General features: G+C 68.4%; 19 protein-coding genes. 13 read left to right on the top strand and 6 right to left on the bottom strand.

Annotated features, from left to right (window positions below):
• Nucleotides 1-42: 42 nt before the first annotated feature.
• The 6 genes from rsmG to rpmH all read right to left on the bottom strand — a co-directional run bounded on the left by rsmG (nucleotide 43) and on the right by rpmH (nucleotide 8014).
• A complete protein-coding gene (rsmG, locus tag ACWEPG_RS14490; protein ID WP_450113857.1) occupies nucleotides 43-714 on the bottom strand; it encodes a 16S rRNA (guanine(527)-N(7))-methyltransferase RsmG in 672 nt (223 codons plus the stop codon).
• Nucleotides 715-5414: 4700 nt separating this feature from the next.
• Complete coding sequence (locus ACWEPG_RS14485) at nucleotides 5415-5966, bottom strand: Jag family protein (RefSeq protein WP_450113859.1); 552 nt, start codon at nucleotides 5964-5966, stop codon at nucleotides 5415-5417.
• Between the two features lie 59 nt (nucleotides 5967-6025).
• A complete protein-coding gene (gene yidC / locus ACWEPG_RS14480) occupies nucleotides 6026-7111 on the bottom strand; it encodes a membrane protein insertase YidC (RefSeq protein ID WP_450113860.1) in 1086 nt (361 codons plus the stop codon).
• 4 nt (nucleotides 7112-7115) lie between these two features.
• A complete protein-coding gene (gene yidD, locus ACWEPG_RS14475; protein ID WP_450133843.1) occupies nucleotides 7116-7478 on the bottom strand; it encodes a membrane protein insertion efficiency factor YidD in 363 nt (120 codons plus the stop codon).
• Between the two features lie 5 nt (nucleotides 7479-7483).
• Complete coding sequence (rnpA, locus tag ACWEPG_RS14470; RefSeq protein WP_450113862.1) at nucleotides 7484-7846, bottom strand: ribonuclease P protein component; 363 nt, start codon at nucleotides 7844-7846, stop codon at nucleotides 7484-7486.
• A gap of 24 nt (nucleotides 7847-7870) precedes the next feature.
• On the bottom strand, nucleotides 7871-8014 hold the full coding sequence (gene rpmH / locus ACWEPG_RS14465) for a 50S ribosomal protein L34 (RefSeq protein ID WP_084734434.1): 144 nt from the start codon (nucleotides 8012-8014) through the stop codon (nucleotides 7871-7873).
• A 545-nt stretch (nucleotides 8015-8559) separates the two neighbouring features.
• Between rpmH and dnaA the strand changes: the two genes are divergently transcribed.
• The 13 genes from dnaA to ACWEPG_RS14400 all read left to right on the top strand — a co-directional run bounded on the left by dnaA (nucleotide 8560) and on the right by ACWEPG_RS14400 (nucleotide 24455).
• Nucleotides 8560-10158, top strand: coding sequence for a chromosomal replication initiator protein DnaA (dnaA, locus tag ACWEPG_RS14460; protein ID WP_450113863.1), 1599 nt, complete (start codon nucleotides 8560-8562; stop codon nucleotides 10156-10158).
• 556 nt (nucleotides 10159-10714) lie between these two features.
• Nucleotides 10715-11899, top strand: coding sequence for a DNA polymerase III subunit beta (gene dnaN / locus ACWEPG_RS14455; RefSeq protein WP_450113864.1), 1185 nt, complete (start codon nucleotides 10715-10717; stop codon nucleotides 11897-11899).
• Between the two features lie 56 nt (nucleotides 11900-11955).
• Nucleotides 11956-12855 carry a phosphogluconate dehydrogenase (NAD(+)-dependent, decarboxylating) gene (gene gnd, locus ACWEPG_RS14450; RefSeq protein ID WP_452594659.1) on the top strand — a complete coding sequence of 300 codons (900 nt, stop codon included), beginning with the start codon at nucleotides 11956-11958 and terminating at the stop codon, nucleotides 12853-12855.
• Nucleotide 12856: 1 nt separating this feature from the next.
• The gene (gene recF, locus ACWEPG_RS14445) at nucleotides 12857-14047 is read left to right on the top strand and encodes a DNA replication/repair protein RecF (protein WP_452594658.1); all 1191 of its coding nucleotides are present in this window, start codon (nucleotides 12857-12859) and stop codon (nucleotides 14045-14047) included.
• Between the two features lie 127 nt (nucleotides 14048-14174).
• Nucleotides 14175-14735, top strand: a complete 561-nt coding sequence (locus ACWEPG_RS14440) for a DUF721 family protein (RefSeq protein WP_450113867.1) — start codon at nucleotides 14175-14177, stop codon at nucleotides 14733-14735.
• 112 nt (nucleotides 14736-14847) lie between these two features.
• A complete protein-coding gene (locus tag ACWEPG_RS14435) occupies nucleotides 14848-15738 on the top strand; it encodes a metal-dependent hydrolase (RefSeq protein ID WP_450113868.1) in 891 nt (296 codons plus the stop codon).
• 34 nt (nucleotides 15739-15772) lie between these two features.
• On the top strand, nucleotides 15773-16858 hold the full coding sequence (locus ACWEPG_RS14430) for a PDR/VanB family oxidoreductase (protein WP_452594657.1): 1086 nt from the start codon (nucleotides 15773-15775) through the stop codon (nucleotides 16856-16858).
• Nucleotides 16859-16883: 25 nt separating this feature from the next.
• Nucleotides 16884-17834: an alpha/beta fold hydrolase gene (locus tag ACWEPG_RS14425; RefSeq protein ID WP_452594656.1), complete on the top strand. Its 951-nt coding sequence runs from the start codon at nucleotides 16884-16886 to the stop codon at nucleotides 17832-17834.
• Between the two features lie 211 nt (nucleotides 17835-18045).
• The gene (gene gyrB / locus ACWEPG_RS14420; RefSeq protein WP_450113871.1) at nucleotides 18046-20085 is read left to right on the top strand and encodes a DNA topoisomerase (ATP-hydrolyzing) subunit B; all 2040 of its coding nucleotides are present in this window, start codon (nucleotides 18046-18048) and stop codon (nucleotides 20083-20085) included.
• 331 nt (nucleotides 20086-20416) lie between these two features.
• The gene (locus ACWEPG_RS14415; RefSeq protein ID WP_452594655.1) at nucleotides 20417-23083 is read left to right on the top strand and encodes an ATP-binding protein; all 2667 of its coding nucleotides are present in this window, start codon (nucleotides 20417-20419) and stop codon (nucleotides 23081-23083) included.
• The gene (locus ACWEPG_RS14410; protein ID WP_450113873.1) at nucleotides 23083-23496 is read left to right on the top strand and encodes a roadblock/LC7 domain-containing protein; all 414 of its coding nucleotides are present in this window, start codon (nucleotides 23083-23085) and stop codon (nucleotides 23494-23496) included. Before ACWEPG_RS14415 ends, ACWEPG_RS14410 begins: the two co-directional genes overlap by 1 nt.
• Nucleotides 23497-23509: 13 nt before the next feature.
• Nucleotides 23510-23887, top strand: a complete 378-nt coding sequence (locus tag ACWEPG_RS14405; RefSeq protein ID WP_450113874.1) for a DUF742 domain-containing protein — start codon at nucleotides 23510-23512, stop codon at nucleotides 23885-23887.
• Between the two features lie 16 nt (nucleotides 23888-23903).
• Nucleotides 23904-24455, top strand: a complete 552-nt coding sequence (locus tag ACWEPG_RS14400) for a GTP-binding protein (RefSeq protein ID WP_452594654.1) — start codon at nucleotides 23904-23906, stop codon at nucleotides 24453-24455.
• Nucleotides 24456-24482: the final 27 nt, after the last annotated feature.

The raw sequence follows: 24482 nt of genomic DNA, 5'->3' as shown, positions 1-24482 counted from the left end.
CACTGAAGTGACTCGATCACCGGCACGACCCGACGCCGACCATCATCGGCGATGCGACCGCTTCGGAATGCGTTCCGCCCGAACCACAATCGTCGGTGTCGGGAGAATCCCGACACCGCACTCGACGATCTCCAGCTTGCCAGCCCCCAGGCGGGTGAGGGAAGCACGATCGCGTTCGATCTCCTCGGCGGCGCTGGACCCCTTCATCGCCAGCATCCGACCGTGTTCGTGGACCAGCGGCATCGACCACCGAGCCAGCTTCTCCAGGGGTGCGACGGCCCGTGAGGTGACGACGTCTGCGCCACCGACCTCCTGCACCACCCCGGCCTGTTCGGCGCGACCACGCACCACCCGCACGTCCAGCCCCACCGACTCGATGAACTCCGCCAGGTAGACCGAGCGACGCAGCAGGGGTTCGACGAGGGTGATCCGCAGGTCCGGTCGGGCGATCGCAAGGGGGATGCCCGGCAGGCCCGCGCCGCTGCCGACGTCGACCACGGACTCGCCCTCGCCGATCAGTTCACCGAGCACCGCACAGTTGAGCAGGTGACGCTCCCAGAGTCGGGGAACCTCCCGCGGGCCGATCAGGCCGCGCTCCACACCATCCGTCGCGAGGGAATCGTGGTACTTCTCGGCGATCTCGATGCGGTCCCCGAAAACACGGTGGGCAGCTTCTGGGATGGCGACGGGTTCGGTGGGTTCCACGTGAAACATCTTCCCGCGAGAGTTCGGTATTCCACAAACCAACAGGCCGTATCGCGGTGTCCGACATGAGAAGTTCACAGCCGCGGTCCCTGCGTCGACCGGCGGGGCCCGCGCCGATCGAGATCGCCCGCCCGATCGGGTTCCGGTGGCGGGACGGTCCCGCGGCCGGCACCGCCCGCGCCCTCGTCGACGGAACCACCTCGGTACCCCGACCCGGTCGCCGACGGCGCCGACTCACCACCTGCGCCCGGTCCTCCGGTCCCGCCTACGGCGGAGACATCCGGACCGGTGCGAACGCCCCCACGCCGGGTGCCCTTCCGCGCGGTCCGCCCCGGGCACCGAACCGTTCGGATCCCCGCCATTTCCAGATTCGTGGGGGATGGGCGCCCGGGCATATCGACCGGTGGGCAAGGTCGGCGGTGACGGGTTCGTCGTTCCCCGGACGGATCCACGGAGCCGAGACCGCCACGTTCCCCGCGTCCCACCCGCTCGACAATCCCCGGGCCCACGACGACGAAGTGACTGGACGGTGCGCACCGAGCGATGTCGATCAGGCCCGGGCGCCCGGCGGCACCGTCCCCACCACGGTCACCCCCTCCGCGGCCGTCGGATCACGCGTACCCGACCGCCCGAGCGGTCGGGTACGGCAAGGACCATCGCACCCGGATCCGCCGGAGATTCACGTGACCGGACCTTGCCGGCGGACCGTGAGGCATCCGGTCCTGCCGTCCGCCGCCGGGCCGATTCGCATGAGACTCGGAACCGGTGGGGGAGGGGAGGGGTGCACCCTCGAACGAACGCGGCGAACGCCTCCTCATGCGGACGCCACGACACCCCGGCCGATTCACGTGAAACAGTGGCGACGACGGAGTCGGGAGAACCCCCTGCGATGACCGCGAACCGGAAACCGGATCGGGAGGCGCCCGGCGTAGCCGACGAAGGTGCCCGCCAATCCGTCCGGCCCCGCTGCGCCCGGACGGTCGACCCACCTGAGGCGTGGGCTCCCGGAACGACTGCGACGGCAGCCACGTTCGCTCCGCCTCAGGAAGGGCGACCGCGATCGCCTCGGGCTCGAGCGATCCGCGGCCGGATCGGGCGCCGGCCGGGCCACACCCGCAGCGACACGGGATGACGTGGATGGCTACCGGCAACGACCGGACGCCCGCGCCGCATGCGCGGGAACGTCCGCGCTCGACCCGACAAGGGCACACACCGAGTGCCGAGACAACTGTCCCACGTTCGGATCGAGCGGATATCGGTAGGACTACGTCAGGGTGAGTTCGCGGCCCGAGTCGTCGCGCCGCACGGCCGGGTTGCCCGCACCGGAGGCAGGGCGGCGGCGAGGCATCCGACGCCGTTGCAGGGTGGCCTCCCGGCTCCCGAGTCCGGAACTCACGCGAGCAGCGACACGCACGCTGTTGATGGTCCAGAAGAGCACATCGGGGATCGAGCGTGTGCCATTCGTCGCGCGGACGCACGACGCTGCCCAGACGCGGTGCCGACAACACAAGCCCCTTCGACCAACCGGCCCGGTTCGCGTGCACACCGACTCTGCGGGCAGGCGCGTTACCTACCCCCTGTCGATCCGCCGCGATGACGTGCAACCGATGTTTCACGTGAACCCGAGCGCGCGGACGCCAGGATCGGAGGTTTGGCAGACCCGATGCTCCGCGCGCTGGCGGCTCGGCCTCCAGCCGACATCGCGCGGCTTGGCACGAAGTGCCCTACCTTCGGTCCGGCGCTTGGACCGATTCACGTGAAACATGGCCATCACCCGATGGGGGAGGGGAGGGGCGCGGACAGCGGTGCCGGTGGCGAGGCCGAACTCCGACCCCGGGCGGCGCCGAGGATTCCGAGGGTCCGCGGAGGCCGACGCACCGCGAAGAACCCGTGCAGTAGTCGTCGAAGCGGGTCGACTTGAGCGCGCGGCTCTGCACGAAGGCGCCCTCGATCGCCGACGGCAGCAGTCCCGCCGTCGACCGCGCGGTCGCCTCGCCGAACCTCGCCGCGACCACGCCGCCGGCGGGGCGCCTGGTTCACGTGAAACACCGGACCGACGGTCGAGCACGCTCACGGCGTCACCGGCACCGACTGGAGCCCGGGTCCATCGATCAGCCCTGCAACGCCCGGGTTGGGAGCAACGCCCCAAGCGGTGCGAAATCCTGCCGATCCGCCGAATGCCGCACCGGGGTCGCGCGGCACGATCCTCGCCGGCCCGCGTGACATCGCACCCGAGTCCCGGATGCGGCACCTGCCGAGTGGGACCACTTCCCACCGAGCGGCAAGTACCCACACCACATCGCCCTGCGGACACGAGGGACATGGTGGCCTCCGGCCAGCCGCATGGCCTCCAGCCGACATCGCGAAGCTCGGCGCGAAGCGCCCTGCCTCGGTGCGGCGCCTTCCCCATCCCTCTCGGATGTACCTGGCGAAACACTCGTCGTCCGGCAAGACCTGGGAGTCGCACCGCGGGTTCGTTCATCTCGGCCTCGTTCACGTGTCTGAGTCCGTCGAGTACGTACCCCCGGGCGGCGGCATCCCACCGCCGGGAGGTCATCCAGTAGCCGTCGTCGAACTCCTCGGAACGTCCACGGGCCCCGAAGCACGTTGCCGCCGAGCAGGTCGTCTCGATGCCCCGGCCAGCTCCTGCGCGAAGCCGATACCGCTGTTGTATCGGCGCCGACGACAACGCAGCTGGGCGGCGGTTGGACACCGGGGCGTCGAAACGGCGACCGAGAAACGTGCCCCCAAGGTGCGGAAACCTGCTGATTCCGAATGCCGCACCGGGTTCGCGGGGCCCGGCCCTCGCAGTCCCGCGTGACGCCGCAACAAGAGTCCCGGATCCCGCAGCTGCCGTGTCAGACCGCTTCCCACCGAGCAGCAAGACCCAGGTGGCCTCCGGCACCGATTCACGTGAAACATTCAAAACCCGACCATGTCTCCACGGTCCGAGGACACCGAGGACACCGAGGAACCCTCGCCCCATGCCCCGAGGCGGCAAGAGGTCAGTCGACGACGCCGCGCCGTGCGCCTCTCGCCGGAGACGCGGAGACGCGGAGACGCGGAGAGGATCGTTCGAACCCGAGAACTCGGCGGCACCCGCCGGAGGCGCGACCGCCGAACCCGAACCGATCCACTCGTCTGGGCTTCCAGTAGGCGACCGGGCCCTCGCTCCGGCAACAGGGACTCACGAAGAACAACCGCAATGCACGAGACCGCCGCGGCTCGCATTCTGCCGTCCGGCTGCCTCCGCGCACGGCGTGGTCATCGTCGGCCCCACCGGCAACGCACACCACTCCAGAACTCCCCGCGGTCCTGGCGGATCGGAGGGCGAAGCCGATACGCGGCTCCGTGCTCCCCACCGGCAGGACAGGCAACAACCGAGGCAGCCACGGCAAGTGCTCGTCACCCCGCTGCGGGCCGGCCGACACCGGGAGCCTGAACCATGGAGCGTCGCTCGATCCAACTCGAGCGGCGCCTCGATTCCCTTCGACCGCGACCGGGTGGCCCCACCAGTGTCACAGTGACGAAACGGTCCGGTCTGCGCGGTCATCCAATCGCCGCATCCACCCCGTTTCGTGATCCCATCTCCCCGTCACCACGCCTCGGCCGCAGTCACATACTCGAAAGCTGTTGCGCTCCAGTCGATCACGTCAGAATCTCCGTGCACTCCGGGGCCGGGACACCCCGATGGCGCCTCGGGTGGTCTCCCGATCCCTCTTGGATGCACTCGGCGGAACACTCGCCGTCCGACCAGACGTCGGAGTCGCTCCACGGACTCCGCTCCTGCGCGAAGACAGAGCCGATACCGGCCGTGGCACCGGCGCGGCGACAAACGCGTCAGCGATTGAGCGCCAGGGCGCCGAGGCGGGGGAGTGGGAGCGACGTGCCCTGGCTCGCACTTCCCGGGGACGTTGCGAACGCCGCCGAGGTCGAGATCGGCGACCGTCCCGCGATCCCGATGTGGGGTCGGTGTCGGTCGTAGTTGTGCAGCCGATTCCGGTACGCCGCCGAGCGGGCCGCTTCGAACCGGTGGGAGTCGCCCAACGCCCATTCGACGGCGAGGGTTCGGTTGAATCACTCGTCGGTCGTGCACCGGTGATCCGGTGGGCGGTGAAGAGCGCGTGGGCACGGGTCCACAACCGGGCCGCCGTCTCCCTGCGCCTGTCGGTGAGGATCTCTCCGTCGGTGAAGCGCACTCGGAGTAGACGAGCGAGGGCTGGGCACAACCCACGCCGGAGCATGCCCTGCGGCCGGCGCTCCGAACCCTGTGCGCCCACCGCTGTCCGGGATGCCGCCGAGTCCTTTGAAGTCGATGTGGATCAGCTCGCCGCGCCTGCCGTGTTCATGGCGGTGACGTCTCGGTCGGTGAGCTCAGCAAACATGTTATCCACAACCCTGGGGAAACCTCGGCGACGCCATCCTTCGGGGTCAAAGCGCAATATCCACATCGACGACACCGAATTCCACAGGTTCCGGCCGGCCTGGGGATGAACTGGCCGGCAGGCGACGAACTCGCCGAGAGCGCGTTTCGCGGCGTCCGCCGTTGAGCGCGCGACGGCAGGTGCACGCTCGTCGACGGCCCGGAACCAGGGACCTGTCTCGACGCCCCACCAGTTTCACGGTGATTCACGTGAAACATGCGCCCGTGACACGACGAGGGGCTCCCGACCTGATGGTCGGGAGCCCCTTCGCGAGGATCTACGGTCTCAGTCCTTCAGGACCACCACACGACGCGAGGGCTCGGCACCCTCGCTCTCGCTCGACACACCGTCGACGGAAGCGACCGCGTCGTGCACGATCTTGCGCTCGAACGGCGTCATGGGGGAGAGGGACTCGGGCTCGCCGGACTCGAGCACCCGCTTCGCAGCGGCCAGTCCGATCTCGGTGAGCTCCGTGCGTCGGCCGGCACGCCAGCCCGCGACATCCAGCATCAAGCGGCTGCGCTCGCCGGTCGCCTGCTGCACCGCGAGCCGGGTGAGCTCCTGCAGGGCATCGAGCACCTCGCCCCTGCGGCCGACCAGCTTCGTCAGGTCGTCGCCACCGTCGATGCTGACCACGGCCCGGTCACCCTCGACGTCGAGGTCGATGTCGCCGTCGAAGTCGAGCACGTCCAGCAGCTGTTCGAGGTAGTCGCCGGCGATCTCGCCCTCCTCGACGAGCGCGTCCTCCTCGTCGATCTCGTCCACGGGCGCATCCACAGTCACGTCCGCCACGACCTCGTCGTCTCCGTCCCGTCCGGTTTCCGGATCATTCGCCATCGTCGTTCTCTTCTCTGTGAAGGGGGAGCGCTGCCGCGCTCAGCAGTCGGAGCGCCGGCTCAGCGCTTGCGTTTGGTGTTCTTGCCGCGGTTGCCCGACGGTTTCGCGCCCGGTTTGGGCTTCGATCCCGGTCCGGAAGCCGTCGGCGAATCCTTCGACGAACTCGAGGTGTCGGATGATTCCGCGTCGGCGGCGGGTTCGATCGCGGCGGCCTGCTGCGCGGCGGAGGCGCCCTTGCGCTTCTTCGCCGCCGGCTTCGCACCCGGCTTCGGCGCGTTCTCCGCGCGACGCTCGAGGGCCTTGGCCTTCTTCTCTTCTTCTTCCGCGTCGATGCGGCGGAACACCAGGTGCTGCTGCGCGTAGGTCCAGATGTTGTTCGAGACCCAGTAGAGCAGGATCGCGATCATCAGGAACGGGCCACCGACGAGCACGCCGAGCGGGAACACCCACAGCGACAGCTTGTTCATGATCGCGGCCTGCGGGTTCGCGGCAGCGGCCTCACTCTGGCGGGCCACCGACGCACGGGAGTTGAAGTGCGTGGCGACCGACGCGATGATCATCAGCGGGATCGCGACGGCGGCGATGGTCCACACCGTCGGGATCGGCACACCGTATGCCTCGAGCTGCGCCGTCGGAGTGGTCATCGCTGCGGCGATCGGCGCACCGAAAAGACGCGCGTCGAGGAACGACTGAACGTCGGCGGCCGAGAACGCATAGTTCGCGGTGTTCGCGTTCTCCTCCACCGACATCCCGAGCTGGCCGAAACCGGTGCCGGTGCGGTTGAAGGACCGCAGGACGTGGAACAGACCGATGAACACCGGTGCCTGCAGCAGGACCGGCAGGCAGCCCATCAGCGGGTTGAACCCGTGCTCCTTCTGGAGCTTCTGCATCTCCAGTGCCATGCGCTGGCGATCGTTCGCGTACTTCTTCTGCAGCGCCTTGATCTGCGGCTGCAGCTCCTGCATCTGCCGGGTGGTGCGCACCTGCTTGACGAACGGCACGTACAGGATGGCGCGCAGGGTGAACACGAGGAACATCACCGACAGCGCCCAGGCGAAGCCGTTGTCCGCGCCAAGGAAGGAGCCGAAGACCTTGTGCCAGACCCACAGGATCCAGGACACCGGGTAGTAGATGAAGTCGAGCACGGCTCTAGGTACTCCTCTGTTCGCCCACGTTCACCAGATCGTGGGAGTTCTTGCCAGTGTCCAGGGCCGCGTCGGCACGCTCGCCGCGACGGTCGGATCCGCGCAGCGGCACCGGGTCCCAGCCGCCGGGATGCCACGGTCCGCACTTGAGCAGCCGCACCACGGTCAGGACCGATCCCACCACGGCTCCGCGTTCACGCAGGGCATCGACCGCGTATTCGCTGCAGGTGGGGGTGAATCGGCAGGTCGGCATCCGGGTCGGGGAGACGTAGGTCCGATACAGCTCGATGCAGAAGATCAACACCTGCGCCGGGGCCCGCCGGATGGCTCCGAGCCGACCCGTGATCGCCGAGCGGTTGCTTGTCATGCGACTTACCCACCGATGAGGTTCAACTTGCGCAACCCCGACCGGAGCTGCCGGTCGAGGTCGGTCGACGAGGCCGTCGCGGCGCCGGGGAGCGCGCGGATCACCACGTACGTGCCCTCGGACACCTCGTCGACCAGGCCGGCGCAGATATGACGAAGCCGGCGTGCGACTCGATGTCGAATCACCGCCGGCCCGACAGCCTTGCTCACAACCAAACCGAAACGCGGACCCGGGTCGCTGACCAGCGAATCTGCCCGGACTTCCGTCAGAACGTGAACAACCACGTCCTGACGGGCCGCACGTCGGCCACGACGAACGGTGGACGCGAAGTCCGCCCGACGACGTAACCGGTGCGGCTCAGGCAGCACCCCGAGCTCCCGCGCTCAAACGGGTCAGGCGGAGAGGGAAGCGCGGCCCTTTTGGCGACGCGCAGAGATGATGGAGCGGCCCGCACGGGTCCGCATCCGGAGACGGAAGCCGTGAACGCGCGCGCGGCGGCGATTGTTCGGCTGGAACGTCCGCTTGCCCTTGGCCACGGTCGACACTCCTTGTAAATCGGCGGCGCCGGTCGGCACCGTCTGTAACTGAAATCCGGTGGTCCCCCGACGACAGCGGTGCACCGGCCAATCTCGCGTCCGCAGAGGACACCACGTGGTCAGCACGAAACCGCCACCTCGAATTCGGGTGACTGTACGAGACTACGCAGCCCCAGCGGTCAGGTCAAACCGGCGACGTGGACCGACACGCCACGCTCCCCGGGGTGCTTGCGAAGCGACCACCCCTGTGCACAGGGGTGGTGCGTAGTGTGGTCCTCGGCACCCCGGTCCCGAGTGTCAGCGCCTGAGCCCATCGACATCTGCCCAGGTGAGAGCGGCACGCGGCGGCGCCGGCACCCCGCCGGGGTCGTTCGGCAGCGCAGAAAAGGGTTATCCACACTTGTGGATAATTGTGTGGAAAAACAGATCAGGTGGCATATTCGTACCCTTGTGCGGGGAAGTTATCCCCAGGGGCCAACAGCCCGCGAACGCCGACCGAATCGGGCGGACGCGACTCCCCAGGCACGGATTCGGGAGGGCCGAAGTTGAACGAGGAAGCGAACACACTGGCACGAGTGTGGGTGGAGGTCCTCGCCGAGCTGACGGCTGACGAATCCGGTCACCCGCTCACCAAGGCGCAGAAAGCCATGCTCGCGCTGGTTCGTCCGCTCACCCTCGCTCAGGGGTTCGCCCTGCTGTCGGTTCCATCGTCCTTCGTTCAGGAAGCGATCGAGCGTGACCTGCGCGAACCCATCCTGGGAGCGCTGAACCGCCACGTCGGCGAGGGCGTCGAGGGCCTCGGGGTCCGGGTGGCGGCCCCCACCGAAGCGGAGCCCGCCCCGGCAGTACCCCTGGCTCCCGCACTCCCTGCGGTGCCCGCGGCACCGGAGCCGACGCCCCTGCGGCAGAGCGAATCGGACGCAGCGAATGCCGGCACCGTCAGTGTCGAGGCATTCCGCCGCCGCCGACCCGGCATCGGCGACGCCGACCTCTTCGAGCCCGACCCCGGTGAGCACGACGAGGTGGACGAGGACGGTGAGGCCATCGCCAGCGTCAACGAGTCGTGGCCGTCGTACTTCACCAAACCAGCCGTGACGCCGAGGACCGTCGCGGACGGGAACAGCCTGAACGCCAAGTACACGTTCGACACCTTCGTCATCGGTGCGTCCAACCGGTTCGCGCACGCGGCGGCGGTCGCGTGCGCCGAGGCACCCGCCCGCGCGTACAACCCGCTGTTCGTGTGGGGCTCCTCCGGGCTCGGCAAGACCCACCTGCTCCACGCCGCAGGCCACTACTCCAGGCGACTGTTCCCCGGTATCCGGGTCCGATACGTCTCCACGGAGGAGTTCACGAACGACTTCATCAACAGCCTCCGCGACGACCGGAAGGTCGCGTTCAAACGCCGATACCGCGAGACGGATGTGCTCCTCGTCGACGACATCCAGTTCATCGAGGGCAAGGAAGGCATCCAGGAGGAGTTCTTCTACACCTTCGAGGCACTCCACAACGCGAACAAGCAGATCGTCATCACCTCGGACCGGCCGCCCAAGCAGCTCGCGACGCTCGAGGAGCGGCTGCGGACGCGGTTCGAGTGGGGGCTGATCACCGATGTCCAGCCGCCGGAACTCGAGACCCGGATCGCGATTCTCAGCAAGAAGGCGCGGATGGACCGGCTGGACGTCCCCCACGACGTCCTGGAGTTGATCGCGAGCCGACTCGACCGCAACATCCGCGAGCTCGAGGGCGCGCTGATCAGGGTGACAGCGTTCGCCTCGCTGAACCGACAGGCGCTGGACCTCAGCCTGGCCGAGGTGGTGCTGCGGGACCTGATGCCCGACGCGACCCCACTCGAGATCGACGCTTCCACCATCATCGCGGCCACCTCGGACTACTTCGGGATGGCCATCGAGGATCTGTGCGGGCCCGGAAAGACGCGTCCGCTGGCCCAGGCCCGGCAGATCGCGATGTACCTGTGCCGCGAGCTGACCGACCTCTCGCTGCCGAAGATCGGCAACACGTTCGGCCGCGACCACACCACCGTCATGTATGCGGACAAGAAGATCCGCAAGCAGATGACGGAACAGCGCAAGGTCTACGACCAGGTGCAGGAACTCACCGCGCGCATCAAGCAGCGCGCCCGCTGACCCGTTCCCACTGCTGTTTCCGGCGGACCGTCGTCCTCATGACGGTCCGCCGTTTCCGTATTCCCAGCACATCGCCGTGTCCGGCGCATCATCCCCAGGTCTCCACAGGGATGTGAACGATATTGGGGAGCAATCGGCGCCTCCACCCCACAGGGATGTGAACAACAGGGGGTACAACGGGGGATCAATTGTGGACAGACGGTGGATGAACATGCACAACTCCGTGGACATCCACAGCCACCCACAATTGATCCCCGGCCCGTCCACACGGATTCCCCACGCCGGTATGCGCGGAGACCTGCGCGGACAGGCCCTTGTGCACAGAATTCACAGGACCTACTACTACTGCTTGATTCTCTTCGAAGATCTTCTTCTGAAAACAGGTTGTGTGGAGAGAAGCCATTCACAGTCCATCCGTGGGCACTCGCGCCACGCTCGGACATGAACCGCCTCCGGCTTTCAACTTCTCGCCGGAGGGCTTACGGTGGGCTTCTGTCCGCTGTTCGCACCAACGCAGCGGCGACGCGATGTGCCTACGGAGAGGATCAGCCCAGCGATGGAGCTCGGGAGCATGAAATTTCGGGTCGCCCGGGAAGACTTTGCAGATTCCGTCGCATGGGTGGCCCGCAGTCTCCCGTCGAGGCCTCCGGTACCCGTTCTCGGTGGTGTGCTCATCTCCGCCGACGAGCAGGGTCTGACGATCTCCGGGTTCGACTACGAGGTCTCCGCTCAGGTCCGGATCTCCGCCGAGGTCTCCGAGCCCGGGCAGGCCCTCGTCTCCGGCAAACTCCTCGCCGACATCACCCGGTCCCTGCCGGCCAAGCCCGTCGACCTGGTCGTCGACGGCGCCCGCGTGCTGATCACCTGCGGCAGCGCGAAGTTCTCCCTGCCCACCATGCCGGTCGAGGACTATCCCCAGCTTCCCGAACTTCCGCAGCAGACCGGCTCGCTGCCCGTCGATGTGTTCTCCGAGGCGATCGGTCAGGTCGCGGTCGCGGCAGGCAAGGACGACACCCTGCCGATGCTCACCGGAATCCGGGTCGAGATCGAGGGCACCAATGTGGTGCTCGCGGCGACCGACAGGTTCCGGCTCGCGGTCCGACAGATCGAGTGGATGCCCGCCAACCCCGACACCAGTGCCGCCGTCCTGATCCCGGCGAAGACGTTGTCCGAGGCAGCGAAAACCCTTGGTGGCGGATCGAATTCGCCGGTCGAACTCGCCTTCGGCGCGGGCTCGTCGGTGGGCTCGGAGGGCCTGCTCGGCATCGTCGGTGAGGGGCGTCGCACCACCACCCGTCTGCTCGACGCCGAGTTCCCGAAGTTCCGGCAGCTGCTGCCGCCCGAGCACACCGCGGTGGCGACCGTCGAGGTTGCGCCGCTGGTGGACGCGATCAAGCGCGTCGCACTCGTCGCCGAACGGGGCGCCCAGGTCCGGATGCAGTTCTCCGAGGACGGACTGCTGCTCGCCGCCGGTGGGGAGGATGCCGGCCGTGCCGAGGAGGCCCTCGAGGCCCAGTTCCAGGGCGAGGCGCTGACCATCGCCTTCAACCCGACCTACCTGACGGAGGGTCTGACCTCGCTGCACAGCGACCGGGTCACCTTCGGGTTCACCACCCCGAGCCGTCCGGCCGTGCTGCGTCCGGCCGCGGAAGAGGAGCCGCAGCCGGGGGAGAGCGGGACGTTCGCCGCGCCCGACAGTGACTACACCTACCTGCTGATGCCGGTCCGGCTCCCGGGCTGATCGCCGAACGGCAACCGTCACCGCATTCTCCGTCCTCGACCGAAGGGAACCGCCCGATGCAACTGGGACTGGTCGGCCTCGGGAAAATGGGCTTCAACATGCGCGAACGGTTGCGTCGGGCCGGGCACGACGTGGTCGGGTACGACCCGCGGCCCGAAGTGTCGGACGTTCCCTCGCTGTCGGAGCTGGCGGCCGCCCTCGAGGCACCTCGGGTGGTGTGGGTAATGGTGCCGTCCGGGCAGATCACCCACGAAACCGTGACCGAGCTCACCGAGATCCTCGAAGGCGGCGACCTGGTCGTCGACGGCGGAAATTCACGGTTCACCGAGGACGGTCCACACGCGGAATTGTTGGCGCGCAACGGAATCGGCTTCCTCGACTGCGGCGTCTCCGGAGGGGTGTGGGGCCTCGAGAACGGGTACGGGCTGATGGTCGGCGGCGCGGAGTCCGATGTGGCTCGCGCGATGCCGATCTTCGACGCACTGCGGCCCGAGGGCGAGCGGGCCGACGGCTTCGTGCACGCCGGACCGGTCGGAGCCGGGCACTACGCGAAGATGGTCCACAACGGCATCGAGTACGGGTTGATGCACGCCTATGCCGAGGGCTACGAACTCCTCGACGCGGAGGGCCTCGTCACCGACGTTCCCGGGGTGCTGCGGGCCTGGACGAAGGGCACCGTCGTCCGGTCGTGGCTGCTGGACCTGCTGGTCAAGGCGCTCGCGGAGGATCCCGAGTTCGCGGAGATCTCCGGATACACCCAGGACTCCGGAGAGGGCCGCTGGACCGTGGAGGAGGCGATCCGGCACGCCGTGCCCGCCCCGGTGATCTCGGCCGCGCTGTTCGCACGGTTCGCGTCGCGGCAGGCCGACTCCCCGGCGATGAAGGCCGTCTCCGCACTGCGAAATCAGTTCGGAGGCCATGCCGTGCAACGGATTTCGGAATCCGAGCAGCCATAGGGTGTTCGTCCGTAAGTTCACGCTCCGCGACTTCCGATCGTGGGATGCGGTCACCCTGGAGCCGGGGCCGGGGATCACGCTGTTCCTCGGCCCGAACGGTCACGGCAAGACCAACCTGCTCGAGTCACTCGGCTACCTGGCGACGTTGTCCTCGCACCGGGTGTCCACGGATGCGCCCCTGATCCGGGCCGGGGCGTCGTCCGCGCAGATCGGGGCCGTGGTCGTCAACGACGGTCGTGAGCTCGCGATCGACCTCGAGATCAACGACGGCAAGGCCAATCGGGCTCGGATGAACGGCTCACCGTTGCGCCGGCCTCGCGAGATCCTCGGAGTGCTTCGCGGCGTCCTGTTCGCGCCGGAGGACCTGTCGCTGGTCCGGGGCGACCCGGGAGAGCGGCGCCGGTTCCTCGACGAACTGCTCAGCAGCCGAATTCCCCGGATGGCCGCGGCCCGTGCGGATTACGACAAGGTGCTGCGGCAGCGGTCGGCGTTGCTCAAGACCGCCGGCGGGGCGTTGCGGCGTGGCACCCGGGCGAGTGATGGCACGAGTGCCCTTGCCACCCTTGATGTTTGGGACGGCCACCTCGCTGCGCACGGCGCAGAGTTGTTGGCGGCCCGGATGCGTCTGGTCGCCGAACTGGGCCCGCACGTGGCCGCGTCCTATGCCCGCATCGCGCCGGAATCGCGGCCGGCGGCGATCGGCTACCGGTCGAGTCTGGGTGCGTCGATGCCGCCGGAGCTGACCGATCCGCAGCGGCAGTGGACCCGAGACGACGTCGAACTGCTCGAGGCATGCTTTCTGAACGAACTGGCCCAGGCGCGGCCCAGGGAGATCGACCGCGGCGTCTGCCTCGTCGGGCCGCACCGCGACGACCTCGACCTCCGGCTGGGGGACCAGCCGGCGAAGGGGTTCGCCAGCCACGGCGAGTCGTGGTCGTTCGCGCTGTCGCTGCGGCTGGCGGCGTTCTCCCTGCTGCGATCCGACGGTACCGACCCGGTGCTGATGCTCGACGACGTCTTCGCGGAACTCGACCGCAAGCGGCGGCGGGCTCTTGCCGAGGTGGCGGCCGACGCCGAGCAGGTGTTGATCACGGCCGCCGTTGCCGAGGACGTGCCGGAGGAACTGGACGCCACCCGGTTCGCGGTCGAAGCCGTCGAGCGGCCCGACGGCCGCACCTCGACCCTCCGCTGACTGCCGCCGGCGGAGTGAACGGAAGCGTTCGGTCGATCTCGTCGAGTGACGGCTTCCGTTCACTCGGATGTCGGGGAGCCCTCGCGGGCGGGCTGCCTGGGATGATCGAGAGGAGAAGGGAGTGCCGATGAGTGCTGAGTCGAAACCGGCGGGCGAGAGCGCCGGTGGAGGAGAGCCGGAACTGCGCGGCATCGACCTGGCCCGGCGCGCGCTGGAGGAGGCCCGGGCCGCGGCGAAGGCCAGCGGGAAGTCCGTCGGCCAGGGCCGGTCGTCGCCGAAACCCCGGGCTCGGACGACGGGCCGACGTGGCTGGTCCGGTGCGCGTCCCGATGCCCGCGATCCGCAACCGTTCGGCGCCCTCGCCAGTTCCGTCGCGAAGAGCCGGGGCTGGTCGCCGAGGGTGTCCGAGGGCACGGTGCTCGGACGGTGGCCGCAGGTGGTCGGGGAGGACATCTCCGCACACGCGGAACCCGTGGCGTTGCGGGACGGTGTGCTCAGCGTCGCCGCCGAATCCACCGCGTGGGCGACGCAGCTGCGGTTGATGCAGACCCAGATCCTCGCGAAGATCGCGGCCGCGGTCGGGGACGGTGTGGTCACCAGCCTGCGGATAACCGGGCCGACGGCCCCCAGCTGGCGGAAGGGCGAGCGGCACATTCGCGGTCGCGGCCCGCGGGACACCTACGGATAGCCGAATCCGGGCCCCTCGAGGGGTGGGATTGTCTATTACCCAGTGTTACAGTTACCTGAATTCGTGAACTGTGTCACTGGCGACGCCGCACGTCGCCGGAAGGGGAACGACCATGACCGCCGAAGCCGTCGAACCCGATCATCTCCTGCTGCACGCGCGCAACGTCCGGTTCGACTGGTCGGATCTGCCGATGCACTGGGTCGACGGGGATCCGTTCACCACCCACGTGTTCAACGTGATGCACATCCTGCTGCCCGCCGGCGAGGACTGGTTCGTCGAGACGTTCAAGGAAGCGCTCCCGCTGATCGAGGACGAGAAGCTGCGCGACGACGTCGCCGGTTTCATCGGCCAGGAGGCGATGCACTCGAACGCCCACTCCGGCGTTCTCGAGCATCTGCGGGCGAAGGGGTTGGACACCACCGCCTACACGGACCAGATGAACTGGGTCTTCACCACGCTCCTCGGCCCCCGGCCGCTCACCGCCGGGCGCCGGGAGAACTACCTCGTCGAGCGGCTCGCGCTGATCGCGGCGATCGAGCACGTCACCGCGTTCCTGGGGGACTGGGTTCTCAATGCGAGAGCCCTCGACGGCGCCGGTGTGCACCCGACGATGCTCGACCTGCTCCGGTGGCACGGTGCGGAGGAGGTCGAGCACCGGTCCGTCGCGTACGACGTGATGCGCTACTTCGACACACGTGAGTCCCGGCGGCTGCGCACGCAGCTGGTGGCCACGCCGGCGCTGGTTTACCTGTGGATCCGCGGTACCCGGTTCCTGATGGCCAACGATCCCGACCTCGCGAACTGGGCGCCGCACCGGCGGCGGCCGCACTGGTCGGACTTCCGGTCCGCCGGCAAGAGGGGGGTGCTGCCGACCGCGACCGACCTGGTCAAGCGGATGAGTCGGTACTTCCGGCGCGAATACCACCCGTCCCACGAGGGGTCCACCGCGCAGGCCGTCGCCTACCTCGCGTCCTCGCCCGCCGCGCGGACTGCTGTCCGCTGAAGAGTCCGGAGCACGAGAAGTGATGTTGCCGAAGATGATTCACCGACCCAGGCCCACGATTCCCCGGGATCTGCGCGGTCGCGGCCGCCCCGACCGGGTGATGGGTGCGCTCGAGGCGGTCGTCGAGCGCTACGTCGGGGTGGTCGGCCGCCGCGACTACGACCCCACGCACGCCGGGCCGGGCCCCGACTCCGCGATGACCCTTGTGGTCACGGACCGGCGGATCGTGGCCCGGGACCGGAACGTCGTCGCCCTCACGTTCGGCGCCGTCGACGGCACCGACCTGCCCGCCTGGCAGCCGGGATGTCACCTGGACTTCCACCTGCCGTCGGGTCGGCGCAGGCAGTACTCGCTGTGCGGCGACCCGGCCGACCGCGCGCACTACACGGTCGCGGTGCGGGCCGTGCCGGACGGCGGGGGCGGCTCGTTGGAGATGCACGCCCTCGAACCGGAATCCACCGTCACCGTGCGCGGCCCCCGCAACGGCTTCCCGTTCGTCGGGCACGGCAGCGCGTTGTTCGTTGCGGGCGGTATCGGGATCACCCCCGTCATCGCGATGGTCCGCCGGGCGCGCATCCTGGGGATGGACTGGCAACTCGTGTACTCCGGCCGGTCGCGGGAGACGATGCCGTTCCTCGAGGAGATCGAAAAATGGGAACAGGAAAGGGTTTTCGTCCGAACGGACGACGAACACGGACTGCCGACCGCGGCCGACCTGCTCGGGCGGGCGGTGTCGGGCGGCGCGGTCTACTGCTGCGGCCCGGCTCCCATGCTCGACCTCGTGCGCACCTCGTTCGCGTCCACCCCTGCCGCCGCGCTGTACCTCGAAAGATTCGGAGCTCCAACGGTTCTCGACGGAACTCCGTTCGAGATCGAACTGGCCCGCAGTGGGGAGGTTCTCACGGTGCCCGCCGACGAGTCGGTGCTCGAGGTGGTGCGGCGGAGGCAGCCCGGGGTCGGCTATTCCTGTCAGCAGGGGTTCTGTGGAACCTGCCGGGTGCGGGTCATCTCCGGCGCGCCCGAACACCGGGAATCGCGGCTCACCCCCGAACAGCAGCGCGACGAGATGCTGATCTGCGTGTCCCGGTCCGCCGGGGATCGCCTCGTGCTCGATCTCTGAGAGCCACAACCCGAAGGAACGACGAATGAGAAACGGCACCAACGACATTCCCTCGTCACTCCCCGTCGCGACCACGGTCCGCAACGGCGACATCGAACTCGCGGTGTTCGAGCAGGGGAACCCCGACGGCCCGACACTGGTGCTCGTACACGGCTGGCCGGACACCCACCTGCTGTGGGATCACGTAGCCGGACTGCTCACCGACCGGTTCCGGGTCGTCACCTACGACACCCGCGGCGCCGGCCGGTCCACCTCGCCGGGGGCCGTCGCCGACTACGACCTCGAGTGCCTCGCGAGCGACCTGTTCGCGGTCATCGATGCGGTCGGCCGCGGCGAGCCCGTGCACGTGCTCGCGCACGACTGGGGGTCGCTCGAGTCGTGGGAGGCGGTGTGCGCGCTCGGGGCGGGGGAGCGGATCGCGTCGCTGACCTCGACCTCGGGATGGTGCTTCGACCACCTCGGCCACTGGATGCGGCGGAACCTGCGCAACCCCACCCCCCGGGGTGTCGGGCAGGTGCTGGCGCAGGCGGCGGCATCGTTCTACGCGCTGCTCTTCCACGTACCCGTGGTGCCGGAACTGGTCACGGGCCGCCTGCTGGCTCCGCGCTGGCCGCTGTTCCTGTCCCTGTTCGACAGGATGGAGCCGACACTCGCGCGGCCGGCGGTGACGATCGGCCGGGACGCCGCGAACGGACTCAAACGTTATCGCGCGAACACCCGGCACCGGCTCCTGCGGCCTCGTGAGCGCAGCACGGACGTGCCGGTGCAGTTGATCGTGAACACCAGGGACAAGGCGGTGCTGCCGTTCGCCTTCGAGGAAACCGCCCGCTGGGCCTCTGACCTGCGGCGCGTCGAGATCCCGGCCGGGCACTGGGCTCCGCTCTCACACGCGCCGGACATCGCGCGGCTGACCGCGAGCTTCGTGGAGGACGTGATCGCACGTCCGCAAACGAACGGCTCCGCGGTCACCGCCTGACGGTCTTCCCGGGGTAGCCGAGTCGCCGAAACTGCGTCTACGGGCAGCTCAGGGGTGTCGCAGGTGCCCTGCTGTCCGGGTCAACCAGTAGGATGGTTCGGTACCTCGCGGCCGCGTCGCCGGCCGCGATCGCCATGCCGGCGAAACCGTTCGCGCGATCGACCGTCGTGCGGGGGACCGTCGTGTGAACGAGAAGGAGAGCACACCTCCCGTGGCTGCCCAGAAGTCAGACAAGAGCACTGGTAACAAGGAGTACGGCGCTTCCTCGATCACCGTCCTCGAGGGTCTCGAGGCGGTCCGTAAACGTCCCGGCATGTACATCGGCTCCACGGGGGAGCGCGGTCTGCACCACCTGATCTGGGAGGTCGTCGACAACTCGGTCGACGAGGCGATGGCCGGTCATGCCACCAAGGTCGAGGTCACGATGCTCGCGGACGGCGGCATCGAGGTGGTCGACGACGGCCGTGGCATCCCGGTCGGCATGCACGCCTCGGGCGCCCCGACCGTCGAGGTCGTGCTCACCCAGCTGCACGCAGGCGGCAAGTTCGACTCCGACGCCTACGCGGTGTCCGGTGGTCTGCACGGCGTCGGCATCTCCGTCGTGAACGCGCTGTCGACGAAGCTCGAGGTCGAGATCGACACCGACGGACACCACTGGTTCCAGACCTACACCAAGGCGGTGCCGGGCGAGCTGATCCAGGGGGAGCCGACGAAACGGACCGGCACCACCGTCCGGTTCTGGGCGGACCCGGAGATCTTCGAAACCACGAACTACAACTTCGAGACGGTTGCGCGTCGCCTGCAGGAGATGGCGTTCCTCAACAAGGGTCTGACCATCACCCTCACCGACGAGCGCGTCGCGGAGGAGGAGATCACCGACGACGTCGTCAGCACGACTGCGGACGCGCCGAAGACCGCGACGGAGAGCGAGGCCGAATCGGCGGCCCCCGTTCACAAGGTCAAGTCCCGCGTCTACCACTACCCGGGTGGCCTCGAGGACTACGTCCGGTTCATCAACCGCGCGAAGCAGCCCATCCACAACTCCGTTGTCGGGTTCACCGCCAAGGGCACCGGGCACGAGCTCGAGATCGCGATGCAGTGGAACTCCGGTTACTCCGAGTCGGTGCACACCTTCGCGAACACCATCAACACCCACGAGGGCGGAACGCACGAGGAGGGCTTCCGTGCGGCCCTGACGTCGGTGGTGAAGAAGTACGCCAAGGACAAGAAGCTGGTCAAGGACAAGGATCCCGAGCTCAGCGGTGACGACATCCGCGAGGGACTGGCCGCGATCATCTCGGTCAAGGTCGGCGAGCCGCAGTTCGAGGGCCAGACCAAGACCAAGCTCGGCAACACCGAGGTCAAGTCGTTCGTGCAGAAGGCGTGCAACGAGCACCTCGCGCACTGGTTCGAGTCGAACCCGGCCGATGCGAAGACGATCGTGAACAAGGCGGTGTCCTCGGCGCAGGCGCGCACCGCCGCCCGCAAGGCACGCGAACTGGTTCGCCGGAAGAGCGCCACCGACATCGGCGGCCTGCCCGGCAAGCTGGCCGACTGCCGCTCCAACGACCCGAGCAAGTGCGAGATCTACATCGTCGAGGGCGACTCGGCCGGCGGCTCGGCCAAGTCCGGCCGCGACTCGATGTACCAGGCGATCCTGCCGCTGCGCGGCAAGATCATCAACGTCGAGAAGGCCCGCATCGACCGCGTCCTCAAGAACGCCGAGGTCCAGTCGATCATCACCGCGTTCGGTACCGGCATCCACGACGAGTTCGACATCAGCAAGCTGCGGTATCACAAGATCGTGCTGATGGCCGACGCCGACGTCGACGGCCAGCACATCTCGACCCTGCTGATGACGCTGCTCTTCCGCTTCATGCGTCCGCTGATCGAGCACGGCCACGTCTACCTGGCGATGCCGCCGCTGTACAAGCTCAAGTGGCAGCGGACCGAGCCGGAGTTCGCCTACTCGGATCGCGAACGGGACGGGCTGCTCGAGGCCGGTCTCGCGGCGGGCAAGAAGATCAACAAGGACGACGGTATCCAGCGCTACAAGGGTCTGGGCGAGATGAACGCCAAGGAGCTCTGGGAGACCACGATGGACCCGTCGGTACGCGTCCTGCGGCAGGTCACCCTCGACGACGCCGCTGCGGCCGACGAACTGTTCAGCGTCCTGATGGGCGAGGACGTCGAGGCCCGGCGCAGCTTCATCACCCGTAACGCGAAGGATGTCCGTTTCCTGGACGTCTGAGCGTTACTAACGAGGCCGCACATCGAGGTGATACATGTCACACCGATGTGCGGCCTTGTTGGTGGCAAATGGCCCCCGTGGGGGTAAACGTGAATCGGGAGTGACGGATGATGCTCACGAGGCATCATGTGATTGAGGCCGCGCCCGATTTGATAACGACACGATAACCAAATGGGTACATTCGCACTTCTGCGACCGGTTCCCAGCATCTACACTCCGGTATCGCCCAGCAGTCTGATTCGGCGCCCGTGAGAGCACTCGGTGGTAGGGGAGGACGGTGCAGGTCGGCGGACCGGTACCGGACCTGGGTGGAAAGTGAGCCGTTGGAGAGATGAACGAACAAGCACCGCCTGCACGCAGGCTCTGGAACCTCGAGGGTTGGGGACTGCGGTGGAAGGTCACCGCAGTGCTCGCGATCCCCCTCACCGTCGCCATGGTGCTCGGTGGCCTGCGGGTCCAGGACGAGCTGAGCCGCGCCGTGAACTACAGCTCGGCGGCGGACCAGGTCGCGGCCGTCCCGAACATCGTCCGGCTCGGCACCGATTTCGGCCTTCTCTCTGCCGCCTACAACTCCAGCACGCTCCAGCCCGAGGACATCGCGGACGCGGAGAAGTCGCTCGAGAGGGCCAAGGCGGACGCGGCCAACCCCGAGATGCCTGCTGCGGTCACCGATCAGCTCCAGGCCAACATCCGTGCCATCGAAGAGATCCTGGCCGGCATGAAGTCCGGTGCGCCGATGCCCGCCGATCTGCCGGCCCGCACGACGGTCATCCGCCAGGATCTCACCAGCGTCATCGACTCCATCGTCGCGCCGATCGACGACCGCGAGGTCATCACGGCGCACACCCACCTGGTGGACGCCTGGTCCGCGCAGCGTCGTCTCGCCGACCAGGTCACCGCGGCACTGGTGCTGATCAAGAATTCCAACGGGTCGCTCACCGACCTGATCACCGCCTCCGGTGCCGAGATCGCGATGATCGACTCGCTGGGCCGCTCCTTCCCCGGCGCGGAGGACAAGCTCGACGACCTGCGGAACGGTGTGCACACGCGACTGCAGCTGATCGACTCGTCCCTCGGTGGAACCATGCCGCAGCTCGAACTGCGTGACTCGCTGGTCAAGAGCGTGGCGATCTACAGCTCGCTGGTGAACGAGGCCGCCGACGCCATCTCCACCACCGTCAACACGCGAGCCGACGAGACCCGCTCGGCCGCCCTGCGTGACGCGGCCATCGTTCTCGCCACGCTGCTCGCGGCATTGGTGCTGGCCCTGCTCGTCTCCCGGTCACTGGTCGGCCCGGTCCGCCGGCTCCGCTTCGGTGCACTGCAGGTGGCCCGCAAGGACCTGCCCGAGGCGATCGACCGGGTCATGACCGGTGACGCGGAGGCGGTCAAGCACTTCGAACCGGTCCCCGTCCAGACCACCGAAGAGATCGGGCAGCTGGCCCGCGCCGTCGACGACATCCACGCCCAGGCCCTCAAACTCGCCGGTGAGCAGGCCAGCCTGCGACTTCAGATCGGCGACATGTTCGAGACCCTGGCCCGCCGCTCGAAGTCCCTCGTCGACCAGCAGCTCGGTCTGATCGAGACCCTCGAGTTCGAGGAGAAGGACCCGAAGCGTCTGGAGAGCCTGTTCCGGCTCGACCACCTGGCCGCACGCATGCGCCGAAACGGCGACAACCTGCTCATCCTCTCCGGCACCCAGACCCGGCGCACCCAGTCGGCGCCCGTTCAGCTCGGCGACGTGGTGCGTGCCGCGATGTCCGAGGTCGAGGAGTACCAGCGCGTCCAGGTCGGGCCGACCCCGCACGGTGCCCTCGGTGGTGGCGTCGCGACCGACATCATGCACCTGCTCGCCGAGCTGCTCGACAACTCGCTGCGAGCGTCTCCGCCGGACACCAAGGTGCGGATCGCCTTCGCCCGGGCGGCGGACGGCGGGGTCCTGCTCGAGGTCACCGACCAGGGCATCGGCATCCCGGCCGCGGATCTCGCGGTGATCAACGAACGCCTCGCCTCCGGCGGCCAGATCGGACCCGAGACGGCGCGTCACATGGGCCTGTTCGTGGTCAGTCGGCTCGCGGCACGGCACGGCCTGACCGTCCGGCTGCGGCACTCGATGCGAGAGGGCCGCGAACAGGGCATCACCGCGAGCGTGCACATCCCGGCGACGCTGCTGATGTCGCCGGTGGAGATGGAGTTGACCGGTCCGCAGCAGCGAATCGAGACCAGCGCTCTGCCGCAGGTGACCGTCGTCCAGTCGGGCGCGATGCCGCAGCTCGTCACGGGGCCGACGCCGGCCGTGCCGACCCGTTCCGCACCGCCTCCGGCCCCCGCTCCCGCCTCGTCGGCACGGCCGGTCGAGTCGCCCGTGCCTCCGGCGAACCCCGTGAGCGCTCCGGCCGGCGGCCTGCCGCAGCGGGTGCCGGGTGCGACCGCAGGACTCCCGCAACGCACACCCGGCGCCAGCGGCGCGCCGCGTCCGGAGACGGCCGCCCCCGCGGTCCAGGCACCGCCGGTCGTGGCGCCCCCCGTGGCCCCGAGCCCGGAGTTCCCGTCGGACGAGTCCGCGCCGGGTACCCGGCACCGCTACCGGAGCAACCCGGTCAAGACCGCGTCGTTCTTCCAGAACCGGCCGAACCCCGGTGCGACGCAAGATGTCACGGCCACCGGAACACCCATCTTCTCGGGCATGGTGTCCGACTGGCTGACGGACCCGACCGAAGAGCGCAGCCAGGGACGGTCGTGGAATTCCGCGTCCGACGAGGGCTGGCAGGCGGCGGGTCGTGCCGCCGAAGCCCCGATCGACGGCCGGACCGAGTCGGGTCTGCCGCAGCGGACCCCGGGCCGGCGTCTCGTGCCGGGCAGCGCGGAGTCGGCGGCGGCGCGGAGTCGGGTGCGAGACCCGGAGGCCGTCCGTGAGAACCTCAGCCGTCATCAAATGGGAATTCGCGCGGGCCGTGCCGCCGGCACCGTCGAACGCAACAGCAACGGAGGAGACTGATGAGCAGCGACCTGGTGTCCGACGGCCATCCGCTGGACTGGCTCGTGTCGAACTTCGCCCGCGACGTGCCGGGCGTCTCGCATGCGGTCCTCGTCTCCGCGGACGGTCTCCTGATGGCCGGCAGCGCACACCTGCCGACCGACCGGGCCGAGCAGCTCGCCGCCGTCACGTCCGGGCTGGCCAGCCTGTCCGCCGGTGTCTCGAACCTGTTCGACGGTGGCGGAGTGCTGCAATCCGTCGTCGAGATGCAGCACGGCTACCTGCTGCTGATGAGCGTCGGCGACGGTTCGCACCTCGCGGCACTGACCTCCACCAACTGCGACATCGGCCAAGTCGGCTACGAGATGGCACTGCTCGTCGACCGGGTCGGCGCGTCCGTCCAGGCGGTGCCGCGTTCGTCGATCGGCACCTGAGCCGGGAGACACGATGGACGAGCCGTACATGAACGCCCACGGTGGGTCCGGACCGAGCCTGGTCCGGCCCTACTCGCTCACCTCGGGACGCACGAAGCCCAAGGTGGAGCTGGCCATCGAAGCGTTGATCCAGTCGTTGCCGGACCCCGAGAACCGGACTCTCGAACTCGGCGACGTCGATGCGGCGATCGTGGCACTGTGTGTCCAATCGCCGTCGGTGGCCGAGATCGCCGCCCGCGTGGGCGTTCCGATCGGCGTGGCCCGGGTACTGGTGGCCGATCTCGTCGAGGCCGGCCACGTCCGGATCCAGGCAACCCTTCAGGACGATTCGAGCGACAACGATCGTCGTGAACTGATCGAAAGGGTCCTCGGTGGACTTCGCAAGCTCTGATCCTCGGCCCAGCCGGGTGACCTCGACCAAGATCGTCGTTGCCGGTGGTTTCGGTGTCGGCAAGACAACCCTGGTCGGGTCGGTCTCCGAGATCGTGCCACTGAGAACGGAAGCGCTGGTCACCAACGCCTCGGACGGCGTCGACAACCTCAGCGCCACCCCACACAAGGCCACCACCACGGTGGCCATGGACTTCGGCCGGATCAGCCTGGCCGAGGATCTGGTGCTGTACCTGTTCGGGACGCCCGGTCAGAACCGTTTCTGGTTCATGTGGGACGACCTGATCCGGGGCGCGATCGGCGCGGTCGTCCTGATCGACACCCGGCGACTCGACGAGTCGTTCGCGGCCGTCGACTTCTTCGAGGCCCGCAGCCTGCCGTTCCTGGTGGCGATCAACGAATTCGACGACTCGCCGAGGTACCCGCACGAGGAGATCCGGCAGGCATTGGCGGTCTCCGCCGAGGTGCCGATCATGTCCATTGACGCCCGCAACCGGGAATCCGCGAAGGGCGCGCTGGTCGCCGTCACCGAGTACGCGCTGCGGCGGCTCGGTCAGCCTGTCGCCTGACTGCGCGACATCCCACACCGATGGGCC

The organism is Rhodococcus sp. NPDC004095, from assembly GCF_053604015.1.
Note: the sequence above shows the minus strand (reverse complement) of the source record. Positions and strands in the feature narration are given on the sequence as shown.